At 42.0% G+C, this 24,533-nt stretch carries 23 protein-coding genes and 1 tRNA gene; 5 read left to right on the top strand and 19 right to left on the bottom strand.

The genetic code is table 11. From position 1 onward, the window contains the following. Positions 1-12: 12 nt before the first annotated feature. The 9 genes from nuoF to tpiA form a co-directional block, all read right to left on the bottom strand. A complete protein-coding gene (nuoF, locus tag A391_RS0105285; protein WP_019897874.1) occupies positions 13-1,329 on the bottom strand; it encodes an NADH-quinone oxidoreductase subunit NuoF in 1,317 nt (438 codons plus the stop codon). Continuing rightward, positions 1,329-1,802 carry an NADH-quinone oxidoreductase subunit NuoE gene (gene nuoE, locus A391_RS0105280; protein ID WP_019897872.1) on the bottom strand — a complete coding sequence of 158 codons (474 nt, stop codon included), beginning with the start codon at positions 1,800-1,802 and terminating at the stop codon, positions 1,329-1,331. Before nuoE ends, nuoF begins: the two co-directional genes overlap by 1 nt. A gap of 101 nt (positions 1,803-1,903) precedes the next feature. Further along, positions 1,904-3,157: an NADH-quinone oxidoreductase subunit D gene (locus tag A391_RS0105275; protein ID WP_019897870.1), complete on the bottom strand. Its 1,254-nt coding sequence runs from the start codon at positions 3,155-3,157 to the stop codon at positions 1,904-1,906. Beyond that, positions 3,150-3,746 (bottom strand): NADH-quinone oxidoreductase subunit C, encoded by a 597-nt coding sequence (locus A391_RS0105270; protein WP_019897869.1) that lies wholly within the window; start codon positions 3,744-3,746, stop codon positions 3,150-3,152. Before A391_RS0105270 ends, A391_RS0105275 begins: the two co-directional genes overlap by 8 nt. Positions 3,747-3,778: 32 nt before the next feature. Further along, positions 3,779-4,255: a NuoB/complex I 20 kDa subunit family protein gene (locus A391_RS0105265; protein ID WP_019897868.1), complete on the bottom strand. Its 477-nt coding sequence runs from the start codon at positions 4,253-4,255 to the stop codon at positions 3,779-3,781. Between the two features lie 7 nt (positions 4,256-4,262). Beyond that, positions 4,263-4,619 (bottom strand): NADH-quinone oxidoreductase subunit A, encoded by a 357-nt coding sequence (locus A391_RS0105260; RefSeq protein WP_029144011.1) that lies wholly within the window; start codon positions 4,617-4,619, stop codon positions 4,263-4,265. A gap of 114 nt (positions 4,620-4,733) precedes the next feature. Further along, positions 4,734-4,818, bottom strand: a tRNA-Leu gene (locus A391_RS0105255). Between the two features lie 15 nt (positions 4,819-4,833). Next, positions 4,834-5,175, bottom strand: a complete 342-nt coding sequence (gene secG, locus A391_RS0105250) for a preprotein translocase subunit SecG (RefSeq protein ID WP_019897866.1) — start codon at positions 5,173-5,175, stop codon at positions 4,834-4,836. A gap of 79 nt (positions 5,176-5,254) precedes the next feature. Continuing rightward, entirely contained in the window at positions 5,255-6,007 is a 753-nt protein-coding gene (gene tpiA / locus A391_RS0105245) for a triose-phosphate isomerase (protein WP_019897865.1), read from the bottom strand. Positions 6,008-6,178: 171 nt separating this feature from the next. Here tpiA and pagP point away from each other — a divergent pair, with 171 nt between their 5' ends. Next, positions 6,179-6,727, top strand: coding sequence for a lipid IV(A) palmitoyltransferase PagP (gene pagP, locus A391_RS0105240; protein ID WP_019897863.1), 549 nt, complete (start codon positions 6,179-6,181; stop codon positions 6,725-6,727). 54 nt (positions 6,728-6,781) lie between these two features. On the opposite strand, the gene A391_RS0105235 is transcribed toward pagP, so the two are convergent. From A391_RS0105235 to A391_RS0105215, 5 genes are all read right to left on the bottom strand, one after another. Further along, on the bottom strand, positions 6,782-7,639 hold the full coding sequence (locus A391_RS0105235; RefSeq protein WP_019897862.1) for an NAD(P)H-hydrate dehydratase: 858 nt from the start codon (positions 7,637-7,639) through the stop codon (positions 6,782-6,784). A 7-nt stretch (positions 7,640-7,646) separates the two neighbouring features. Beyond that, on the bottom strand, positions 7,647-9,347 hold the full coding sequence (gene recJ, locus A391_RS0105230; RefSeq protein WP_019897860.1) for a single-stranded-DNA-specific exonuclease RecJ: 1,701 nt from the start codon (positions 9,345-9,347) through the stop codon (positions 7,647-7,649). Next, the gene (locus tag A391_RS0105225; protein ID WP_232416139.1) at positions 9,344-10,306 is read right to left on the bottom strand and encodes a hypothetical protein; all 963 of its coding nucleotides are present in this window, start codon (positions 10,304-10,306) and stop codon (positions 9,344-9,346) included. Before A391_RS0105225 ends, recJ begins: the two co-directional genes overlap by 4 nt. A 165-nt stretch (positions 10,307-10,471) precedes the next feature. Next, positions 10,472-11,152 carry a glycine zipper 2TM domain-containing protein gene (locus tag A391_RS0105220; protein ID WP_019897856.1) on the bottom strand — a complete coding sequence of 227 codons (681 nt, stop codon included), beginning with the start codon at positions 11,150-11,152 and terminating at the stop codon, positions 10,472-10,474. Between the two features lie 175 nt (positions 11,153-11,327). Beyond that, positions 11,328-12,557, bottom strand: a complete 1,230-nt coding sequence (locus A391_RS0105215; RefSeq protein ID WP_019897854.1) for a DNA polymerase Y family protein — start codon at positions 12,555-12,557, stop codon at positions 11,328-11,330. Positions 12,558-12,691: 134 nt separating this feature from the next. Between A391_RS0105215 and msrA the strand changes: the two genes are divergently transcribed. Both msrA and A391_RS0105205 read left to right on the top strand, forming a co-directional pair. After that, a complete protein-coding gene (gene msrA, locus A391_RS0105210; RefSeq protein ID WP_019897853.1) occupies positions 12,692-13,231 on the top strand; it encodes a peptide-methionine (S)-S-oxide reductase MsrA in 540 nt (179 codons plus the stop codon). 451 nt (positions 13,232-13,682) lie between these two features. Further along, a complete protein-coding gene (locus A391_RS0105205) occupies positions 13,683-15,080 on the top strand; it encodes an EAL and HDOD domain-containing protein (protein ID WP_019897851.1) in 1,398 nt (465 codons plus the stop codon). Between the two features lie 146 nt (positions 15,081-15,226). Here the strand turns inward: A391_RS0105205 and A391_RS0105200 are convergent, their stop codons facing one another. From A391_RS0105200 to htpG, 3 genes are all read right to left on the bottom strand, one after another. After that, positions 15,227-15,910, bottom strand: a complete 684-nt coding sequence (locus tag A391_RS0105200) for a DUF4197 domain-containing protein (protein ID WP_019897850.1) — start codon at positions 15,908-15,910, stop codon at positions 15,227-15,229. Positions 15,911-16,036: 126 nt separating this feature from the next. Further along, positions 16,037-18,556: a glycogen/starch/alpha-glucan phosphorylase gene (locus A391_RS0105195; protein ID WP_019897849.1), complete on the bottom strand. Its 2,520-nt coding sequence runs from the start codon at positions 18,554-18,556 to the stop codon at positions 16,037-16,039. A 162-nt stretch (positions 18,557-18,718) separates the two neighbouring features. Then, positions 18,719-20,620, bottom strand: coding sequence for a molecular chaperone HtpG (gene htpG, locus A391_RS0105190; protein WP_019897848.1), 1,902 nt, complete (start codon positions 20,618-20,620; stop codon positions 18,719-18,721). A 198-nt stretch (positions 20,621-20,818) separates the two neighbouring features. Between htpG and A391_RS0105185 the strand changes: the two genes are divergently transcribed. Next, positions 20,819-22,339, top strand: a complete 1,521-nt coding sequence (locus A391_RS0105185; protein WP_019897847.1) for a Ppx/GppA phosphatase family protein — start codon at positions 20,819-20,821, stop codon at positions 22,337-22,339. 79 nt (positions 22,340-22,418) lie between these two features. Further along, positions 22,419-22,898 carry a hypothetical protein gene (locus tag A391_RS0105180; RefSeq protein WP_019897846.1) on the top strand — a complete coding sequence of 160 codons (480 nt, stop codon included), beginning with the start codon at positions 22,419-22,421 and terminating at the stop codon, positions 22,896-22,898. Between the two features lie 179 nt (positions 22,899-23,077). Here the strand turns inward: A391_RS0105180 and A391_RS0105175 are convergent, their stop codons facing one another. Then, positions 23,078-24,025, bottom strand: a complete 948-nt coding sequence (locus tag A391_RS0105175) for a PA2778 family cysteine peptidase (protein WP_051089099.1) — start codon at positions 24,023-24,025, stop codon at positions 23,078-23,080. A 44-nt stretch (positions 24,026-24,069) separates the two neighbouring features. Further along, a complete protein-coding gene (locus A391_RS0105170) occupies positions 24,070-24,465 on the bottom strand; it encodes a PA2779 family protein (protein ID WP_019897844.1) in 396 nt (131 codons plus the stop codon). Positions 24,466-24,533 lie beyond the last annotated feature (68 nt).

Genomic DNA, 24,533 nt, shown 5'->3' with positions numbered 1-24,533 from the left:
CGTCTTTACAGTTTACTTACCGTCAACCATGCTCTTGCCATGCTGAATATAATACTCAAACTCTGGCCTGAAATGCTTAATGAAACTTAACACTGGCGTTGCTGCAGCCTCACCTAGTGCACATATTGTGCGACCTGCAATATTGTTACTGATGTCAGTCAACAGGTCTAAATCTTCCATCTTGCCCTGCCCTTTAACAATACGATCAATCACACGATAAACCCAACCAGTACCTTCACGGCACGGCGTACATTGGCCACAGCTCTCTTCATAAAAGAAGTATGACAACCGATGCAATGTCTTCACCATACAGGTTGTGTCATCCATTACGATCATAGATCCAGCACCGAGACTAGACCTTGCCTTGCTTAAGCCATCGTAATCCATCGTTGCACTGAGAATAGCTGACGCTGGCATTACCGCAGTTGATGGTCCTCCAGGGATAACAGCTTTCAACTGACGTCCCTTCCAAACACCACCAGTTAACGCTAATAACTCAGTAAATGGCATTCCCATTTTAACTTCATAGTTACCTGGCTTTTCAACATGACCTGATACTGAGAATAACTTTGTACCACCAGAATTTGCAACGCCTAAATCAGCAAAGGCTTGGCCGCCATTTTGCATAATCCACGGAATACTTGTATAACTTTCTGTGTTATTTACATTAGTAGGCTTGCCAAACACACCATAACTAGCTGGAAATGGTGGTTTAAAACGTGGCTGACCTTTTTTACCTTCGATTGACTCGATTAGTGCAGTTTCTTCACCACAAATATAAGCACCATAACCATGCACAGCATATAGATCGAAGCTGAAGCTAGTACCAAACAGATTCTCACCTAGGTAACCTGCAGCTTTTGCTTCATGTAACGCGGCTTCAAATATTTCGTAGTCTTGCCATATCTCGCCATGAATATAGTTATATCCTACGCGAGCTCCTAAGGTATAAGCTGCAATCGCCATCCCTTCAATCAACTGATGTGGATTGTAGCGAATGATATCCCTGTCTTTAAAGGTACCTGGTTCGCCCTCATCAGTATTACACACAAGATATTTCACACCATCAAAATAGCGAGGCATGAAACTCCATTTAAGCCCTGTAGGAAAACCTGCGCCACCACGACCACGTAAGCCAGATGTTTTGATTTCAGTAATAATATCAGTAGGCTTAACTTTCTCAGTCACGATACGTTTTAATGCTGCATAACCACCCAACTTCAAGTAGGTATCTAGTGATGCCGGGTTGTCTTCCGTCAGCGTACGTAAAGTAACTAGCGTTTGCCCTGCCAAATCGGTCTTGATTACTGGTTTGCTAGAAGCGACCATTATTTAAGCCCCTCTAAAATTGCATCTACCTTATCCGTTGTTAAAAACTCATGCATTTCCGTGTTATTGACGTGCATCAAAGGTGCGCCACCGCAACACCCCATGCACTCACCTTCTTTTAAACAGAACTTACCGTCTGGTGTCACTTCATTAAAACCAACACCAAGCTTACCCTGCAAATGACTGACGATTTCATCAGACCCTCGTAACATGCATGAAATATTCGTGCAGATAGTGACTTTGTATTTTCCAACCGGAGACAAATCATACATATTGTAGAAAGTAGCAACTTCCATTGCTGCGATTTCAGGCATACCTAAATACTGGGCTACTTCTGTGATACTTTCTTTAGATAACCAGCCACGCTCAGTTTGCACTATGCGTAAGGCACTCATCACCGCTGCTTGCCGTTGATCAGCAGGGTATTTTGTTAACTCATAATCTATTTTAATAATTGCTTCTGGGCTTAACATGCTAATTGGTTCCTACTCCGAACAATGCAATGACGCGCATTGCAATGACGAAAATGCACACAACAATAAATACAACGGTGAATAAATGTTAGAAACTACGTTCATCGGTCAATTTCCCCGAAAACGATGTCCTGAGTACCAATGATTGCGACCAAGTCAGCAATCATATGCCCCTTTGTCATCTCATCTAATGCAGCCAAATGTGGAAATCCTGGTGCACGAATTTTTAAGCGGTAAGGCTTATTAGCACCATCTGACACCATATAAATACCAAACTCACCTTTCGGATGCTCAACAGCAGCATACGCCTCACCGGCTGGCACATGAAAGCCTTCAGTAAATAGTTTAAAATGGTGAATTAGGTCTTCCATGTTGGTTTTCATACCCTCACGGTTTGGAGGCGCGACTTTATTGTCTGAGGTAATCACCGGCCCTGGATTTTTACGTAACCAATTCACACACTGTTTAATGATGCGGTTAGACTGCCTGAACTCTTCCATACGCACCAAGTAACGATCATAACAATCGCCATTAACGCCTACCGGAATATCAAAATCTAAATCTGCATAGACTTCATAAGGCTGTTTCTTACGTAAATCCCACTCAATACCTGAGCCGCGTAACATTGGACCAGTCATACCAAGCGCTAGAGCGCGCTCTGGAGTCACCACACCAATACCAACAGTACGTTGTTTCCAGATACGATTATCCGTCAACAATGTTTCATATTCATCGATATAAGTTGGGAAACGGTTAGTGAAGTCTTCAATAAAATCCAATAGTGAACCTTGGCGATTTTCATTTTGCGCTTTTACTGTCTTAGCATTACGCATTGATGACACTTGATATTGCGGCATAGCGTTTGGCAAATCACGATAAACGCCACCAGGACGATAGTAAGCCGCATGCATACGTGCACCAGAAACCGCCTCATACACATCAAACAAATCTTCACGTTCACGGAACGCATACAAGAATACCGTCATTGCACCTACGTCTAGCGCATGGGCACCCAACCATAACAAGTGATTAAGCACACGGGTAATTTCATCGAACATCACACGAATATATTGTGCACGCACCGGAACTTCAAGCCCCAGCATTTTTTCAATGGCCATCACATAAGCATGCTCATTAGACATCATGGACACGTAATCCAATCTATCCATGTAAGGTACGCTTTGCAAGTAGGTACGATTTTCAGCTAATTTTTCAGTACCACGGTGTAATAAACCAATGTGTGGGTCGGCACGCTGAATCACTTCGCCATCCAACTCCAGCACTAAACGCAACACACCGTGCGCTGCAGGGTGCTGTGGACCAAAGTTCATGGTGTAATTTCTAATCTCAGCCACGATGCGCTCCTTCATTACGAATCACACGTGGCACGTTATTACGTAACTCAATAGATACAGGCTGATAAATTACACGTTGTTGCTCAGGGTCATAACGCATTTCGACGTTACCTATCATAGGGAAATCTTTACGGAATGGATGACCGACAAAGCCATAATCAGTCAATAAACGGCGCAAGTCTGGGTGATTCTCAAACATAATGCCATATAGATCAAAAGCCTCACGCTCAAACCAATTAGCGACAGACCATACATTAACCAAAGTAGGCAGAACTGGGAAGTCTTCATCTTTAGCAAACACCCTTAGGCGCACACGATGGTTCAGTGAAACTGAAAGAAAATGGCAAACAACTGCATAACGCAAGCCATCATAACTACCTTCGCCGTATTCTTGATAATCCACACCACATAAATCAATTAACTGCTCAAACTTTAATGCAGGATCATCACGCAATAACTGACAAACAGCGAGATAATCTTCGGCACGGCACTCGATAGTAACTTCACCCAGCGCAACAGTTTGCTTGGTAACTTTTTCACCAAGCACTGCCTGCAAACTGACTAATAGCTGATCTAATTTAGCTGACATAATTTTGTTCTTAATTTAACAGACCCATTAACTTAACGGGCGATGGTGTTTGTACGTTTAATTTTATTTTGCAACTGAATAATGCCGTACAACAACGCTTCTGCTGTAGGTGGGCACCCTGGAACATACACATCAACAGGAACAATACGATCACATCCACGCACTACCGCATAAGAGTAATGGTAATAACCACCACCGTTAGCGCATGAACCCATAGAAATAACCCAACGCGGCTCAGCCATTTGGTCATACACTTTACGCAATGCTGGTGCCATTTTATTGACTAAAGTACCAGCTACAATCATCACATCGGACTGCCGAGGGCTAGGACGGAAAACAATACCGAAACGGTCAAGGTCATAACGGGAAGCACCTGCATGCATCATCTCTACCGCACAACAAGCCAGACCAAAAGTCATCGGCCATAAAGAACCTGTTCGAGTATAGTTAATCACCGTATCTAACGTAGTGGTGACAAACCCTTTTTCTAAAATACCTTCAATACTCATGACTCAATCAATCCCATTCCAATGCGCCCTTCATCCATTCGTAGATGAAGCCAATCACAAGCACGCCTAAAAAAACCATCATGGCAAGAAAGCCAAACAAACCTATTTCCTGCAATACAACAGCCCAAGGGAATAAGAAAGCTATTTCCAAATCAAATAATATAAAGAGGATGGCAACAAGGTAGTAACGCACGTCAAATTTCATGCGAGCATCTTCAAACGCTTCAAAACCACACTCGTAAGGAGAATTTTTTGCAGAGTCAGGTCTACTTGGAGAGACCAATTTAGATAGGATTAGCGGACCAACACCAACGGCCAAGCCCACGAGAATAAACAACAATATCGGAAAATAATTTTCTAGCACTAACAAACCCCAGACTAAATCACTAAAGAATTTGCAACAAATAAAAACAAGTACTATCTCAGCCAGAACAAACTAACTTAAAACCTGATATTTACAACCTAAACCAACCAAATTTGGTGCCGACGGAGAGACTCGAACTCTCACGACTTTCGTCACTACCCCCTCAAGATAGCGTGTCTACCAATTCCACCACGACGGCATGCTTACTAAATAATTATTTTGGCACAGCCTCTGTAGCAGGTGTTTCTGTTGTAGCAGCAGGTGCAACTTTAGCACCATCAACTGATTGAGCAACCATCGCTTTAACCACACCACCGCCATTCGCTTTATCACTTGCCATATAAGCCAACGTTAGACTAGTGACAAAAAAGACAAACACAAAACCTGCGGTTGCACGACTCATGAAATTAGATGAGCCTGACACGCCGAACAAACTGCCAGACGCACCACTACCGAATGAAGCACCCATGTCAGCACCTTTACCGTGCTGCAACAATACTAAGCCAATTACTCCGCTAGCAGCTAACACATGAATTACTAATACTATATTTTCCATTTTTTACCTTATCAACCATTACCAACACTTAAACCATTGTATACAAAGTGAAAAGCACTACCACCTCAATCACACACATTTAAGATGCTGCCTGGCAAATTCCTTCAAATTCTTGCGCGCTTAACGAACATTTACCAATTAAGCCACCATCAATATCCTGCATAGAGAATAATTGTACCGCATTTTGCGGATTTACGCTCCCCCCGTAAAGGATTTTCAAGCCACTTGCCGCCTCTTTATTATGGTTTGCAATTCTATTACGTATAAATTCGTGCATACTTTGCGCCTGATCAGGACTGGCAGCCAAACCAGTACCAATCGCCCAAATAGGCTCATAAGAAACTACTGCATTTGCAAAAACATCAGCACCATACAGATTAATAATAGTATCAATCTGCTTTGCAACCACCATTTCCATCACGCCAGCTTCGCGCTCTATCAATGTTTCACCAACACAGAGAATCGGTACAAGACCATGCGCCTTAGCTTGCATAAATTTCGCCGCAATATTTTCATCAGACTCACAATAAGCTGTGGCTCGTTCAGAGTGCCCAATAATGACATGTGTTGCACCGAAATCGTTCAACATATTTGCACTAACTTCACCTGTAAATGCACCAACGGCATCTTTACTTAAGTTCTGTGCACCCCATGCAATCGCAGTACCTTGCAGCATACTTTGGGCCTGCGCAAGGTATGGATATGGAACACATACAACAATATCAACACTTTTTAAAGCACTTAATCGATCAAGGTAGTCGATTAGAAGTTGTCGGTTTGATGCTAAGTTGCCATGCATTTTCCAATTGGCAACCACTAATTTTCTAGGCATGCTACCCCTAATTTTATTAAGATTTTTAAACTAAAAGTATATGGCTTATGTCCCTACATCACGAGAATCCAAAAGCAATTCAGACGGAATTTCAATACGCTACGACCTTACAATATTGTATCTTAATTTTTAGAGATTAGGACTCAGACTCAATTGATAGTATGATCGACTATGATTAAAAAACTTGCACTTACTGTTTTAATTGTAGCCTTCCCTCTTGTCAACGCATTTGCTGAGACTCCGTCAGATGGTATGTGGTCTAACATTAAAAACACATTATCTAGTACATGGGATGCTGATAGCTATGAGCTATATCTACCAGTCAATACATGGCACAACCGCCATTACTACAGCCAAGAAAAAATTGATGGATACAATGAACAACCCTGGGGCATGGGGATTGGTAAATACAGATATGACGAGGATGGTGACTGGCATGGCATTTACGCCATGGCCTTTGCTGATTCTCACAGCAAGATTCAACCAGTAGCTGGATACGCCTTCCAAAAAATGTGGTACCCAAGTAATAATATTCGTTTAGGTGCTGGATATACGCTTGGGCTGACATTGCGTGAAGACTTCAACTACATGCCACTGCCGGTAATTGCTCCTTTAGCCTCCGTTGAATATAAACAGCTAGCATTACAATCTACTTATATTTTTGGCGGGAAAGGAAATGGCAACATCTTATTCACTTGGATTAAATGGCAAGTAAATTAATCGAGCAGACTAAAATACAATACTTTTAATATCTAACTAAAATATTGTGAAAAATTAAATTAATTGATTGAGTTGATTAAGCAGGGTTCTCACCTCAATCAAAAGCTCAGAGGCTGTTAATCCGACAGGCCCAACTCCCTGACCAACCAAAACATCTGCGGCGGCACCGTGCACATAAACAGCTAGCTTAGCAGCATCAACTGGTGACAAACCTTGCGCAATTAAACTTGCAATAATACCTGTCAACACATCGCCAGTACCCCCAACAGCAAGCCCTGGATTACCTGTTGAATTAATCCAATACTGCTTATTTTTTTCGGCAATCACAGTACCCGCCCCTTTAAGCACACAAATGACCCGCAATGATTGTGCTAATCCGATTGCAGCATCAACTCTGTTTTTTTGAATCGCTGCTACGCTTAAAGACATTAACCTAGCTGCCTCACCCACATGAGGAGTCACAATCGTGTCAGTTTGCCTAGCTCTCACCAAGTCAGCTAGATGTGGGTATTTAGCAATTAAATTTAGTGCATCTGCATCCAGCACTAAAAGCTGCTCTTTTTTAAGCCAAAAGGTTAACAAGTCTAGGGCTACGTCTGACTGTCCCAAGCCAGGCCCGATGACCAACGCATTCAACTGAGGTAACTTTGCAATACTCTCGGGTGTTCGCATCATGATTTCCGGATGCAGAAAATCAATTGTTAGCGCTGTTTTGCACAACATTGCAGCATAAATACGCCCTGCCCCAGAGAATAATGCAGCCCTCGCTGCCAATAAAACTGCACCCAACATGCCCTGATCACCACCAATAATTGCAACACTACCAGATGTTCCTTTGTGGGCATCCGTAGGGCGCGCAGGCAATGCCGGATGAAACATTTGCTTAGTAAGTAAGTGTGAGTCTGTTTGCATGATGGCCTTAAACGTTTACATGCCTGATATTTAATTGTACTTTTTGAGAGCCATTGTAATCATTAGTTTGCAATTGATACGCCGCTAGAATCGGACCATCTAGGAACTGTGTTTGATTAAAATAAATGGCATCTATCAGAATTGAAGATGAGCCTGATCGGGCTTTCAAGCTGAGTTTTAAATGCTTTTCAGCCAAAATACGCTGATTCACCACTTCAAACTCATCATAGAATAAAGGTGGCGGAAAGCCCTGCCCCCATACTTGATTTTCTAATGTTTGAGCAACTGCATAGGTCATATCACTCGCGCTCAAACTTCCATCTACTTCCAATACTGCTTCTAAATCAGCCTCGGTAAGTAGACTTTTAACGACAGCCTCAAAACTTAACTTGAACAAGTTAAAGTCTTCAGCTTTGATGGTTAGCCCTGCCGCCATGGCATGACCGCCAAATTTCAATATCAAATCGGGCTGATGCTTGCTGAGCAAATCCAAAGCATCACGCAGATGCAAGCCTGCAATTGACCGTCCGGAGCCTTTAAGCAGTCCAGCTCCACCATCGGCAAAAGCAATGACTGGGCGATGATGACGTTCTTTAATCCGTGAAGCTAAAATGCCAATCACACCCTGATGCCAGTCCGACTCGTAAATACTAATGGAGTATTGGTCGGCAACGGTAATGTCATCGAGAGAGATATTAGCGCTTTGTTGCATATCAGCTTCTATACTGCGTCTTTGTTTGTTCAAATCATGCAGTTGCTGAGCGAGCACCACAGCATCTTTCTCTGATTCTGCTAATAAGCATTGAATGCCTAGTGTCATATCATCTAACCTGCCTGCGGCATTAAGACGTGGTCCTACATAAAAACCTAAATCTTGAGCCATCACTTTTGATGGCTCTCGCCCTGCCACCTTAAGTATGGCTGATATACCATGACTACATACGCCGGCACGGATTCTACGTAAGCCCTGTTCCACTAAAATGCGGTTATTCTCATCCAACCTAACCAAATCGGCGACTGTGCCTAGTGCGACTAAATCTAATAACTCTGTTAAATTGGGCTCCGGTTTTGATTGGTAAGCACCTTGCTCACGTAACTCGGCTCGCAAGCCCAGTAAGCAATAGAACATAACACCTACACCAGCAAGATTTTTACTTAAAAATGCACATCCATGCTGATTAGGATTAACAATACATGCTGCCTCTGGCGTTTGCGACCCAGGTAAATGGTGATCTGTAATCAATACTTGCATCCCCATGGCGTTAGCAACTGCAACACCATCAACACTGGCGATACCATTGTCTACTGTCACAATAATGTCTGGTGCTTGTGTTGCTGCAAGCTTCACAATTTCAGGCGTGAGTCCGTACCCATATTCAAAACGATTAGGCACTAAGAAGTCTACGTTTGCACCAAACATACGCAAACCTTTCACAGCAACTGCAGTGGCTGTAGCACCATCGGCATCGTAGTCCCCAACAACTAATAACTTTTTATTGGCCTTAATTGCTTCTGCCAATAACTTAGCCATCGCCTGATTATTAGTCAACTGCTGGGGTGGTAGCAAGGCATTTAGATGAATACTAGTTTGTGCAGCATTAGACACACCGCGTGCGGCTAACAAATGGGACATTAGGGGCGAGAGCCCTGATGACTGCAGACTTTGGACGACGTCTACTGGCGCGCTACGTTTAGTAATCGAAGTCATGTTAGGTATGCGCTCATCGGTTTACTTTTTCGCCAAAATTTATAAAAATCTATTGGTTTAATTCTTGCAATTAGGGTCTGTTCATAACAGGCCAAATTAATCACTAATTGGCTAATTTTTTTCGTTCTGAGTCCATCAAGTAACACTTGAAAGGTATTATCATCCAGCATTGTCTGATACGCCAACTGCAAACGCACACTTGATTGCTTACTCAATTGTAAAATTGCGTCTTGCAAAGATGTAGATACTGCCCGATACACAACACCAGAATGCTTAGCCAACCCTTTATAAAAAATATCATCTCCAGTAAAACAATCAAACCCAACTTTCATATTTGATGGCGCTGGCATTGCACCACCTCCAGAAAGCCAAACACTGTTGACCACAACATCCCCCTCTTGCTCGCGCGTTGCATTGGCTGGATGACCATGTAACAACATTTGCACTTCATTTAGGTAAGAAACCCAACGACTAGCATTGGCACCTTGCGGCATAAAATGTGCAATATTTTTACCCATCGCCATGGCGGGTAATGCGGTTTTAATTTGAGGCGACTCTGCCAAAGTGAGATACCATGCTCCGGAGTCACCTAAGCAAAAATTCAAACCATCCTGTTTAAAATGCTGATTCAAAGTCAGCATCATCGCTTGCGCATGTTCTTGAGTCACACGAAGCGGGCAAGGTTCGCTTAAACTGAAGCTGTCCCTTTGCAACATCAAGTGGACAGGATGTGCGCGTAGCCAATAAGCGTTACCGACATCCAACCCATCTTCAGCGGCAGCAATTGCAGCAATAGGGTAATCTGGAACTGGCGCTAGGTGATGTTGCTCACAAACCAAAGCTTCTAAGGGTAAATGTGCATAGCTAATATGCGCTTTGGAAAGCAAATATGCCAGCCCACTAGTGTGGGGCAATGAGAACAGCGGTCCAGTTGATACACAATCTAAAGTAAGCTTCACTCAGTCATTTTCAATTGATTAGGTTAGTTAGTAATTTTACTTGCAACAGCACTTGTATGGAGTAAATGACGTAAAAAAACCTAGTAGTCTTGATTGCTACTAGGTCCGTGATCAGCTAAATCCTATCTACATTAAATACTCATCAACGCTATTCAAACGTCTATCTCAGTAATATCGACGATCATCCCGGTCGTGGCGATTATAGCGTCCATTATCTTTCCAATCTTGCTTTCCATGAGCGCGGTGACCTCTCCATTGACCGTCACGACGATGATCTGGTGCAAGGTAGCTAATTTGCGAAACTGCATATCGGTTTGGTGCTATAGCAACATTCACATCTACATAACGGCCAGGATGTTCAGTCGTTACGGTGTTGTATGTTCTACCATTGTATTCGTAAGTAACAAAGTAACCGGCATTGACCGTTTGCCATTGGTCTACCTGATAACAAGTTTGAACTGGCACGGTACGTGTCACTACATTTTGGCGGCTATTTGCAATTCGGTCACCGGCAATAGCACCAACACCAGCACCCACGGCAGCAGCGGCAACACGACCACTGCCTTTACCTACAGTATTACCTAGTAAACCACCTGCAATACCGCCAATCAGCGCACCTGTGATTGAGCTTCCGCCTTGAGAGTAACTTTGCTGTTGATATTCTGTGCGACATTCCTGTTGTGGCACATTGATACGCTCTGTCTGTGGCGTTACTGAAATCACACGTGCAGTATCAATATATTGATCAGTAGCTAATGCAGGGGTTGCAAACACCACTGCAACTAATGCAGGCAGAGCCATCGTTACACGCATACCATTGACAAGGTTAAACTTAACATTACGCATTTTACTTCTCCTCTATGTCTAGCATTGATTAAGTCACCTAGTTACATAAATTAAATTGATGGTGACTATGATCAGATAACGCGATTGTTTTAAATTGGCTTACCTGTAATTGTTAACGCTTTGTAACTAATGATTTTACTTAGCCAATACCCTAATGAAGGAATGAATGAAGGCATTACTCATCACTTTCAACATCAATGTCTGGAATATGATTGAACGCAATACGCATCGGCGCATCTTTCAACGCCTCATGCGCACCGCCAAAGTAAATGGTATTTTTGCCAAACTTCATATTGAGGGTGTCTATCGCCTGATTAAGCTTTTTCTCACTCTCTAGCGGAGCAATTTGGAACAAATCCCTCGCAACTTCATCAGCTGTGACTAAGCCTGAAAAAGACACCCCTACCGCATAAGGTTCGGCATTAGTTTTGGGATACTGCTGCATAAAAGTTTCTAGTGCTTCAATCAGCCTTAAAGTGTTATCTGTTGGAGACAGCGCACTTTCTTTTTGCCAGCTTGGCTTATTTCTAAACTTCACCTTAACGCTAATTCTTGAAGCAAGCAAATCGTAACTTCGCATGCGCATACAGGCTTTTTGTAGCAATCTGTGCAACACCGCCCTTACGCCAACTTCGTTGCGCTGTTCAGGCGGCATTACATGGGAGTGCCCTAAACTGCTACGCGCATTTTTAACGTAATAAGGCTCTAAACCACGCAACTTATCATACATGCGCTCCCCCTCTACGCTACCCCATGCTACTTGTAACTGCTGACGGTTTGCTGCGTACAACTGTTCTACAGTACTAATTTTATATCGGTTTAAACGCGCTTCCATCTGCTTTCCAATCCCGTTTAAATCTCGTAGTTTCAAACCAAACAAACGCTGAGGCAACTCATGTGGCTCTATCATTACGCAGCCATCAGGTTTTTGCATATTAGACGCCACTTTGGCCAAAAAAGTATTAGGGGCAATGCCGATAGAGCATCGAATAAAATCCCCTGCTTTTTCCGCAAGCGATGCTTTAATCTTAGCTGCTAATTTAAGTGCATTTTCTGGCTGCTGTTGGCTACCTGTGAGCTTACACACCATCTCATCAATAGAAAGTACTTTTTCTACATGCGTACAGCTTTCTACAATATCAATTAAAAAATGGTGGTACTGCACATAAACAGGCGGCCTCGCCTCTACAAAAATGATATCTGGGCAAAGCTTACGTGCCTCACTGACCAGCGTACCGGTTTTAATACCAAACGCTTTTGCTTCATAACTCGCAGCAATGCAGCAAGTGGTTTCTGCCATCACAGCTAGCACACCAATAGGCTTACCCCTAAGCTCAGGCACCAACTGCTGCTCAACTGAAGCAAAGTAAGAATTAAAATCTACATATAAAGCGTTTAACTGCATGGATAATGGCGATGAGAAATATTGAGAAAAAATGAATGTTTAGCCTGATACTTGGACTAACAACACAGCGGATAATTAGCGCTAAGCATAAAATATAGCTTAAACACTCAAAGCATTATTATAAGGATTACATCATGAGTCAGGAACAAATTGCAGTATTTGCTGGTGGTTGCTTTTGGTGCACAGAGCCAGTATTCAGCCAGCTGAACGGCGTAAAAAAAGTCGTATCAGGCTACATCGGCGGCCACACCACCAACCCAACCTACAAGCAGATTTGCAATGGCGATACAGGCCACTCCGAGGCGATTCAAATCACTTACGATGCAGATTTAATCAGCTTTGAAACACTATTAGAAATATTTTTTGTATCGCACGACCCCACCACACCCAACCGCCAAGGCAATGATGTTGGTACGCAGTATCGCTCGGCCGTATTTTGCCAAAATGAAGCACAACGCACCGCCACGGTTAATATGATTACCGCACTAAATCAGCAACATATCTGGCCCAACCCGATTGTGACTGAAGTAAACCCCGCTGAAGTGTTTTACCCTGCTGAAGATTACCATCAGTACTATTTTGACAAGAACCCCAACCAACCGTATTGCATGGCAGTCGCCGCACCAAAAGCAGCAAAGATTCGGGCAAAATATGCGCAGTTAATTCAAGAATAACTTTATTAAAAAAGTATTTCTATTTAATTTACTCAGATACCAATTGATAATATTCAATATTAAGGATTTGCTGTGGAACATTAGGTATAGTAATGCTATTTGTAGCGAGGCTTGATTAAGCCTTATAGTCTAGTTTGCCTAAATTTAATCTTTCAGTTGTGGCCTATTCCATATTTTTTATTTGCCTCGCTATGATTAGTGGGAGCATGGTATAGATGAAAATACAAATGGTTTAATTCGACAGCACTTCTCAAAAAATAGAGACTTCAGAACGATTAATGATGAAGAAATTGGCACCGCGATTCGATGATTAAATCGCCGACATCGAAAATGGCTTGGATTTAAATCTCTTTATCAGATATTTATTTAGTCTACAGACGTTATACCTCAAAGTTGAATCGGCCTTTGTCGATATCAATCATGCATTAAATAAGTTTTAGGAATATTACAGATGATGAGCTCTCTTTTTAAGTTTCTAACTGGTAGGAAAAATCAGATCACTCCAGATTCAAAAAAAAGAGAAAGTGCGGTAGATAAGGCAAATTTTGCTGAACTCAATAAGCTTTCCCCAATAAAGAATGTGGGAATATCACAATTTCCAGTTCAGGAAAATATAGCGACGCCATCATTTGTTTGTCGTGAAGCTGTCTTAAATAAAGATCAAAAAGTTGTGGGGCATTCATTTACACTCACTCGGAGTGTCAACGAGCTCGTGCGGAAGTCTTCAGAGTTGGTGCGTAATCTATATGACGATGTGTTGTTAGGAAGCATTCTCAGGATGGATATTAAACGCCTACTTGGGTCACGTTTAGCTTTTATTCCAATTTTACCTTCTTCTTTAAAGCGTGCTCCCATTGAGAAGTTACCAACAGAAGGGGTTATCCTTGTACTGACATCGCTTGAAGAGCTGACGCAAAACAGTAGTGAGTATCTCACTCGCCTTATCACACTTAAAAATGCAGGTTTTCGTTTTGGCTTGCAGGGGAATCTCAAGCTACCTGATTTGCAGCCATTTTTAGAATTAGCCGAATTTGTTTTGATCGACATTGGTGCTAATGACTTGCCCACAATCAATTCTTTAATTGATGAGGTTAACAAGCAAGTAATGAACAAAAACTTGGTTGCGATTAATGTTAAGTTGCTTGATGAGTTCCATGTTTGTACTAAATTACCCTTTAGTTACTTTCAAGGGGCATTTATCACTAACAGGGAGGCGTGGGAGGCACCTGCGCTGGACGCGGGACGTATTAAAATACTTAATTTATTGAATCTTCTTCGGCAGGATGCTGAAAATACTGAGTTAGTTCAAATCTTTAAACAGGATCCTGCTTTATCTTTCAAAATCCTTCGTTATATCAATAGTGCTGGATTTGGTTTGGCAGGCAAAATTAATAGTATTGATCAGGCGCTTCTTATACTTGGTCGCCAAAGTCTTTATCGGTGGCTTACCTTATTACTTTTCACGAGTGGCAATAGCAACCCACTAGATTTAGCACTAATGGAAAATGCATTAGTACGTGCACGTTTTACTGAATTATGTGCTGCTGATTCACTCTCTAAAAACGAGCAAGATGAATTGTTTATCACAGGAATTTTTTCATTACTCGATGTTTTATTGCGCCTGCCTATGGATAAAGTGCTTGAGCAGATGAACCTTCCACCTTTGGTGGTAGAAGCATTGCTACATAACAACGGAAAATATGCGCCATATCTTGGGCTAGCGATTGCTTGTGAAGCCTTTGATCAAGATCAGATAGTAAACTTATCATGCAAAGTTGGATTGAGCTTAACGCAGGTCACCATCTGTCAAACTGAGGCCTTGATTTGGGCAGAAATGGCTAATCAGTAGATTTATAAATGCACAATACTTAACTTAGTTTTGGCGACTTGATTTTACTCATTATTCAAATTGATAAAGTAGTAGGGGACTTAACAGGATTAACTCTCATCTTTTCTAGGTCTCCCTGCTTTACCTTCTGTTACTTTGCGCCTAACTTACTGAATCAGGGTACCAAACACTTTTTTAAGTAAGTTACTTGCTTGTCCTACAGGATCTTTACGGATAGCCGCCTCCTCTTTCGCCATCATCAAATAAACACCATCCAATGTTTTCTGTGTGACGTATTGCTCAAGATTAGCCTGCTCCTTTTTGACAACGCCAAACTTACTGCCCATTTCTGCAAACTTGTTATATTGCTGAGCGAGTTGCACGTTCTCTGTCGCTTTTTTTACAATGGGCAGAAATTTTTCAGCCATAGGCGCTGAAGTGGTTTTTTTGAAATATTGTGTGGCCGCGTCATCTCCACCCGCCAAAATTGCTTTGGCATCAGCAACGCTCATCTTTTTAACTGAATCAACCAGCAAGGCTTTAGCTTCTGGCACCGCCGCTTCGGCAGCGCGGTTCATTTTGAGTACTAGCTCATCAGCCTGTTTACCCATGCCAAACATGCGCATGGCTTTTTCCGCTTTTTGCATCGTTTCCGGTAAGGGAATTTTGACTTCTTTATTGCCTAAGAATCCATCTACGGCACTTAGTTGACCAACCGCTTTACCTGCAGCCTGAATCAATGCTTCTTTTAAGCCACCACTTGCTTCCGCATTGGTTAACTCATTAACACTTAACGCGTTAGCATGCGTTGCAAACAACACAAACCCAAAAATTGCTACTAGGTGACGCATATGCTACTCCGTTCTTTATTGTAAAATTAGGCCCCAATATTGGCTTAATCTTACGACAAACAATCGGAATTAACAATGAGTGGTTATTTAAGTAACCAAGCAGAAACAACAGTGTTTTTTGATTGATTATTTTTTAGCTTTAACATTTGTATGAGGTGTTACATGCCAAATGTTTTTAGCATAATCACCAATCGCGCGGTCACTTGAGAACTTAGCCATATTCGCTACATTCAGTATCGCCATACGTGTCCAATCATCCTGATGTTGGTATAGTTTACCTACGCGCTCTTGTGCTTCAATGTAGCTTGCGTAGTCTGCTAATAATAAATATTGGTCATTATTCAGCAAATTATCAACAATCACTTGATAACGATTTGGCTCATCGATAGAAAAATATCCATCCGCAATCATATCTAACACTTGCTTAAGCTCTGGATTGTTATTGTAGTAATCACGCGGCTTGTAACCACTTGCCTTTAACTCTGCGACTTGCGGCGTAGTTAAACCAAAGATAAAAATATTTTCATCACCCACTTCTTCTTTAATTTCTACGTTAGCACCATCGAGCGTGCCGATGGTTAATGCGCCATTCAAGGCCATTTTCATATTACCAGTACCGCTTGCCTCGGTACCTGCAGTTGAAATTTGTTCTGATAAATCACTACCTGGGAATAAAATCTCAGCGGCAGAAACCTCATAGTTAGGGTAATACACCACTTTCAGCTTATCACCCACGGCAACATCTTCATTCACGATAGTAGCAACGTCATTGATCAAACGAATAATATGTTTTGCCATCCAATAACCAGGTGCTGCTTTACCACCAAAAATAATCGTACGTGGTGTAATTCCTTGTTCACCTCGACGAATACGGTTATATAAGGTAATCACATGCAACACATTGAGTAATTGGCGTTTGTATTCATGAATACGCTTGATTTGTACATCAAACAAGCTATTTACATTCAACTTAACTCCCGTTTTAGCTTCGATTTTTGCAGCCAGACGTTTTTTGTTTGCAAGCTTTACTTGTGCGAATGCTTTTCTAAAATCGGCATCATCAGCCAATGGCGTAATTTTTTTAATTTGTGCCAAGTCTTTTTTAAACTCAGCGCCAATCGCTTTTTCAATCAAATTGGTGAGCCCAGGGTTCGCTTGATTTAACCAGCGGCGTGGTGTAATCCCATTGGTGACGTTGGTCAACTTCCCTGGAAGGATACGATCAAAATCAGCAAACAATGTGCTTTTGAGTAGTTCACTATGAAGTGCAGCCACACCATTGACCGTATGGCTACCAACAACTGCCAAATGCGCCATTCTTACGCGACGTCCGTGATCTTCATCGATAATCGATACACGTCTTAACAACTCAGGATCACCAGGGAAATGGTGATTGACCATGTGTAAGAACTCGTAGTTGATTTGATAAATAATTTCTAGGTGACGCGGCAATAATCGGCCAAACAAATCTACTGTCCATGTCTCAAGTGCTTCTGGCATTAAGGTATGATTGGTGTAAGCAAAAATCTTGACGACTTGCTCCCACGCAAACGCCCATGGCAGTTGGTGTACATCCACTAACTGATACATCATCTCCGCCACACCGATTGATGGGTGCGTATCGTTTAACTGTATCGCAATTTTCTCTGGCAACATCTTCCAGTCATCTTGGGTTTTAATCTCATGTGTGCTTAAGAATCGACGCAAAATGTCTTGAATAGAGGCTGAAACAAAAAAGTATTGTTGTTTTAGTCGTAACTCTTTACCCAGTACAGAAGTGTCATTAGGGTATAGTACTTTTGAGATGTTTTCTGTTGCGTTGCGCTCTTCAACTGCTTTTTCGTAATTACCATCATTAAAATGGCTCAAGTCAAACTCGCGCGCCGCTTTGGCTGACCATAAACGCAAATTATTGACTGTTTCAGTACCATATCCAGGCACAGGTACATCGTGTGCCATCGCAATCACATGCTCTGCATCTACCCAATGCTGAACCTCTTCACCTCTGTCATTAGGAAACTTAACAACATGTCCGTGAAATTTAATATTGTAGGTTGCCTCTGGGCGCTGGAACTCCCAAATATTGCCGTAACGTAGCCAATTATCTGGATTCTCTACCTGACGTCCGTTTTCAATGGACTGTCTGAACATGCCATACTCATAGCGAATACCATATCCCGCAGCTGGGATATCCATCGTTGCCATTGAATCTAAAAAGCAAGCTGCTAAACGACCCAAACCACCATTACCTAGTGCCGCATCTGTTTCCAACTCTATGGTATTTTCTAGATCATGGCCCAAGGTTGCCATTCCAGCCTTAAGCTCATCACTGATGCCCAAGTTTAGTGCAGCATTACTCAACATGCGCCCAATTAAGAACTCTAGTGATAAGTAGTAAACGCGCTTAGGATCATCACGATAATAAGACTCCGCTGTTTTTACCCACCGCTCAACCACGTGATCACGCACGGTGTAACTTGCGGCGTCATACCAGTCTCTAGGCGTGGCTGCATCGCTAGTCTTGAAGCTAGAAAATATCAAATGATTTTGTAAAGCCTGGTCAATTGGAGCAAGTTTAGGTATTGCGCCTGACTTAGCTTTAACGGTTTTCTTAGGTTTGGCTTTCGTTTCGGCTGGCGTTTTCATATGAGTGAGTCTTAAATTATTGAATGGTATTGTTATTTTAGCAAAAAATGAGCCAGCTTTATGACAGATGTTTGAATGTTACATTTCAGTCATGTATTTTAAACACCAATAAAAAAGCCGCCAAACTTACGTTTGGCGGCTTTTGTTTTTTATAACAACAGCTTAGCTAATCAAACTATTCATACGCTTTACAAAACTAGCAGGATCTTCCAATGTACCACCTTCAGCGAGAAGCGCCTGATCAAATAGTACGTGTGTTAAATCTGCAAAGACAGTTTCTGCAGATTCAGTTTCAAGTCGTTTTACCAGCTTATGTGTTGGATTGATTTCCAATATTGGTTTACTTTCTGGTGCATTTTGACCAGCCGCTTTTAAAATACGCGCTAAATTACCTGATAAGTCGTGCGCATCACTCACCAAGCAAGCTGGAGAGTCCGTCAAGCGATGCGTCACGCGCACATCTTTTACTTGGCTACCCAATGTTTGCTTGATTTTTTCTACCAAGGTTTTAGATTCTTCTTCGATTTTCTTCTGAATCTCTTTTTCAGTTTCAGATTCGAGCTTACCCAAATCTAAATCACCTTTAGCGATTGATTGGAGTTTTTTGCCTTCAAACTCGGTCAAGCTACCTAACAACCACTCATCCACACGGTCGCTCATCAGCAATACTTCAATGCCTTTTTTACGGAAGATCTCCAAGTGCGGGCTATGTTGGGCTGCTGCAAAGCTATCTGCTGTGATGTAGTAGATCACATCTTGCTCTGGCTGCATGCGTGAGATGTAATCTTTAAACGACACCTCTTGAACATCAGTATCCGCCTTAGTTGAGGCAAAGCGTAGCAAGCCAGCGATTTTATCTTTGTTAGCAAAATCTTCACCTGGACCTTCTTTGAGTACACGGCCAAACTCTTGGTAAAACTTAGCGTAATCTTCAGGTTTGTTTTCGGCCATGTCTTCTAACAAACCAAGCACTTTTTTCACTGAACCAGCTTTAATCGCATCCACATCACGGCTTGATTGTAAAATCTCGCGCGAGACATTTAATGGCAAATCAGAGGTATCAATCACCCCACGAACAAAGCGTAGGTATTGTGGCATCAACTTTTCAGCGTCTTCCATGATAAATACGCGCTTCACATAAAGTTTAATGCCATGACGACGATCACGGTCATATAAATCAAACGGCGCTTTGCTAGGCACATAGAGTAACGAAATATACTCTTGCTTACCTTCTACACGGCTATGCGTATAGGCTAACGGGTTTTCAAAATCATGTGACACATGTTTGTAAAACTCTTGATACTCTTCTTCTGTAATATCGTTTTTACTACGCGCCCATAATGCTGAAGCTTTATTAACAGTCTCTTCTTCATCGGTCGCCACTTCAGCGCCATCTTTCCATTCAGACTTTTTCATCACAATCGGCAACGTAATGTGGTCTGAATATTTACGAATGATGGTCTTTAATTTCCAGTCACTTAAGAACTCATCTTCACCTTCACGCAAATGCAAGGTAATTTCAGTACCGCGGCTGGTTTTATCTGCAGCTTCAATCGTAAAGTCACCTTCACCAGCAGACTCCCAACGAACAGCCTCTGTTGCTCCAGCACGTCGCGTCGTCAATGTTACTTTATCTGCAATGATAAATGCTGAATAGAAACCCACACCGAACTGGCCGATTAAGTTAGCATCTTTGGCTTGGTCGCCAGTGAGTCCATTAAAAAATTCTTTAGTGCCTGATTTCGCTATGGTGCCGATGTTTGCAATCACTTCGTCACGGCTCATGCCGATGCCATTATCAGTAATGGTTAAGGTGCGCGCTTCTTTATCAAAAGCCAGACGGATTTTTAACTCACTGTCATTTTCATATAGCGTACCATTCGCTAATGCTTCAAAACGTAATTTATCTGCCGCATCAGATGCATTTGAAATCAACTCACGCAATACAATTTCTTTATTGCTATACAAAGAGTGAATCATTAGCTGTAACAGTTGTTTCACCTCAGCTTGAAAAGCCATTGACTCTTTTGGATGAATTTCTTGTTGTGCTGTCGCAGTGGACATAAATTAAGCTCCTAATGTTAAGAATGAAAAACAATAGTTGGTATGTGGGGATTACTCACAATTTTTCAAGCAATATGCTTGATGACTTTATCAATTATTAATAAATTTAGAAATTGTCACTAAAGTTTCAAACTATAATCACCAAATAAACAGTATTATTGTTTTACATAAAACTCGCTCAAAAACTCCTCATCATTTATGAACAATCAATCCAGCAACCCACCCGCAGATAAAGCTTTACTCGCTGCAATCGATTTAGGCTCTAATAGCTTTAGACTTGAAATTGGCAGACTAGATAGTGGCCATATTGAACGAGTAGAGTACATTAAAGAAGCTGTGCGTCAGGGTGGCGACCTAGATGAAGACCGTAACTTGACCACTGAGGCGATTGAACGTGGTATTCGTTGCTTATCTAGGTTTGGTGAGCGCTTACAAGGTTTTGATGCAACACATGTGCGTGCTGTTGCTACGCAAACATTACGAGAAGCGAACAACCGTGACTATTTTCTAAAACTCGCGAAAAAAGCACTCGGCTTTGAAGTTGAGGTTATCTCTGGCGTTGAAGAGGCTCGCCTTATTTATCAAGGTGTAAGCCGCTTTCTTCCACAATCGGACGAAAAAAGATTAGTCATCGATATTGGAGGACGATCAACTGAGTTTATCCTTGGTCATGGCTTTGAATCGACACATACAGCATCTTTACACGTAGGCTCAGTTGCATGGTCACTTAAACACTTTGCCAATGGTGAGTTTACAGAGAAAGCATTCACACGTGCAGAAATATCTGCTGAATCTATTTTTGAAACCCTAGGTGAAAACTTTAACCATCAGCATTGGGATATTGCGTATGGTGCATCTGGGACAGTCGGTGCTGTTGCCGACGTGCTAGTGCAATATGGAAAACCTGCAGACTCTGTCAGCAAAGAAAGTTTATATTGGTTACGTGAAGAGTTACTGAAAGCACGTTACGCAGACAAACTACGCCTGAATGGTTTAAAAGAAGATCGCAAACCCGTCATTGGTGGCGGTCTATCAATTTTAATTGCTGTGTTTGAGTTTTTAAACATTGATACGCTAAATGTAGCCAAAGGCGCCCTTCGCCACGGCCTACTCTACGACATGTTAGCACGTGAGAACGACATGTTAGATTTAAGAAACGCTTCTATCCAACGTTTAGCACGTAAGTTTGATGTAGATGAAACACATGCAAAAACGGTTGCTGAAGTCGCTGAAAAATTGTTTGAAAAAATCGGCGAAAACGTTACATTTGCAGACGGTGAACGTTTTAAACATGCGCGTAAACTGCGTTGGGCAGCACTTCTGCATGAAATCGGTGGCGTTATCTCTCCAGTAGATGCTCATTTGCATGGCGCCTATATATTAGATCACACAGAACCTGTTGGCTTCTCACAAAGTGAATTGCATTGCTTAAGCTTAATTATTTTAGGTCACCGCGGGAAGCTGAAACGACTAGAAGCAGACTTTTCTGACCGAGTATTTGTCATGCAGCTAATCTGTATGCGGCTGGCTGTCATTTTATGCCATGCACGACAAATGCCGAATCTGCGCGGTATACAGTTAGCATTAAACAACAACAGTTTTAAACTGACACTGCCAAAATCATGGGCAACGAAATATCCTCAATCTCACTATCTATTGGACGAAGAAACCTTAGCATGGCAGAAAATTAACTGGCATTTTGAACTGATTAGCGCATGATAAAACTGTCACAAAAAATTCATTTGCGTTCAAATATAAACAGTATAAACTGTTTATATCGTTTATTCGGAGAAAAGCCATGTCAAAAATCAATGCCACTCAAGCTGAAGCCTTAAAATCAAGTACAGAAAAATCTGAAACTACAAGCATCACGCCGACTAAAGCAGCAGCCGCGAAAACGCCTACAGCAAAGCCAGCAGTAAAATCTACACCAACTAAAGCGACAGTTACAAAATCTACAACAGTAAAAACTACGCCAGCAAGCAAGACAACTGTAAAAGCATCAGTTGCTATGCCTAAAAAAACTGAGAAAACAAAAACGGTGAAAGAAAAAACTCCTAAACTGAAAATGGAGCGTGACAGCTTTACTATGCCTAAAACAGAGTACGCACAATTCTCTGTATTAAAAGAGCGCCTAACTAAATTAGGACAACCTGCCAAAAAAAGCGAGTTACTACGTGCAGGCATCATGCAATTGACTGCAATGACAGATGCAGCATTAAAAGCCGCCATGAGCAAAGTGCCTGCGATTAAAACAGGCAGACCAAAAAAGAAATAAATGAAGTAATGTTGTATGTCGCGCGATTGGTACGGGTTAATCCACCTGAATCGCGCGCTGCAAGACGCATTTAATCAGAATGCTGGCAATAGAGTGATACATCTCAGCAACACTCTAGTGTAATACTGTAGTCACAGCACAATCATATCAAATCACTTCTGGCAGCAATTCGAATGTAATTAATGCGGATTTTTAGCCGTGTAGCTGTTTATCTCTTCAATCGTTTTTACAATTTGCACCCGCATTGCTTGATCAGCACCAGCTAACGCTAGTGCCTTTTCTGCAGCAAGTTTGGCAGCCTTAGCATCTCCTAGTATCATCAGCATATTGGCTAAATTATTGTGTGCTGCTGCAGAGTCAGGATGTGCAGTAGTTGCATCACGAAAAGCGCTAGTTGCATGTGAATAGTTTCCTAGCGCATAGGCACTGTTACCAAGCCCCATGAGTAGGACCAAATGATCGGGCCATCGCTTAACTGCAGCATCATAGGATAAATAAGCATCTTTCTTATTTGAATTCTTTTCGAAAGCGACGATTGCCTTTGCGACTGCATCTGGGTCATCACTTGCAGGTAAGCTACCTGGTTTTAATGCAACGAATGCCCAATACTCACTTCGCGCCCAAGTCCTTTGGAAGGTACTTAATGTCATTTCGAACCGCTCGAATGTTCCAGAGCGTAACCAGATTTTCTCCTGCTCAAGATTGTAGCCAACGACCACTGCATAATGCCAAGATGGGGCCCATGATAAGCCCAAATTTTGCATCACCACTACTACGTTACCTGCAGCAACCTCTTTCAAAACAGCATCTAACCTAGGTGCAACTTTGACAGATAAAGCGCCGTGCCTACGCGACGCAGCCAACATTTCAATTTGTAAACTACCTTGACGAGCTGGGATGTAGACTTCTGGCACCAGTTGATCTGGTGTCACATTGATATCAATCGCATTGAGTGCAGTTGCTAATGCGGCTGGACCGCAATGATATAGCTCTTGTGGGAAAAATGGTGTTTTTGTTAGCTCGTGTTGCCTAGGGAGGTCTTTATTTTGCACTGTCTCACGCACACCTGTTGCTGCACATGCATTCAATAACAAAAAGAAAGCCAGCATGAGTACATTGCGAAACATGCTGGCTAACAATCTACACTACCTAAAGCTAAATGCGCTTTTGATTAACGAATAGAACGTGTGAACGGGAAGATTTTAGTAAAGCCTAAAATATCAGTTAACAACAACACGAGGAACACTAAGACAATCGCACCAATAATACCGCCAGCAGGTGCATTTTCAATTTGTGATGCCATTGCACTCGCTTCTTCGTCTGTTAAAGACGCAACACGCTCACGCGCTTGTACTGGATCAATGCCACGCTCTACTAGCGCAACCTGAACGTCTTCACGTGACAATGCACTGATAATACGCGCACGATCTTGATCAGCAGACCCTGTAAAAGCTTGCTCAGCCACTTGCTCTGAACTAATCATCGCAGCTTGCACTGTTTGAATAGACCCTGTAAATAAAATTGAAGCCGCAAGAAAGGCACTGAAAAAACGTTTAACTAAAACCATAGTAAGTACTCCTTATCATTAAAATTTCTAAACATCCATAAAATTTAGTTAGAAAGACGCTTTAAATC

The sequence above is a fragment of the Methylotenera mobilis 13 genome (assembly GCF_000384255.1).
Taxonomy (GTDB): Bacteria; Pseudomonadota; Gammaproteobacteria; order Burkholderiales; family Methylophilaceae; genus Methylotenera; species Methylotenera mobilis_B.
The sequence above is the reverse complement of the archived record's forward strand: the minus strand, read 5'-3'. Positions and strand labels throughout refer to the sequence as shown.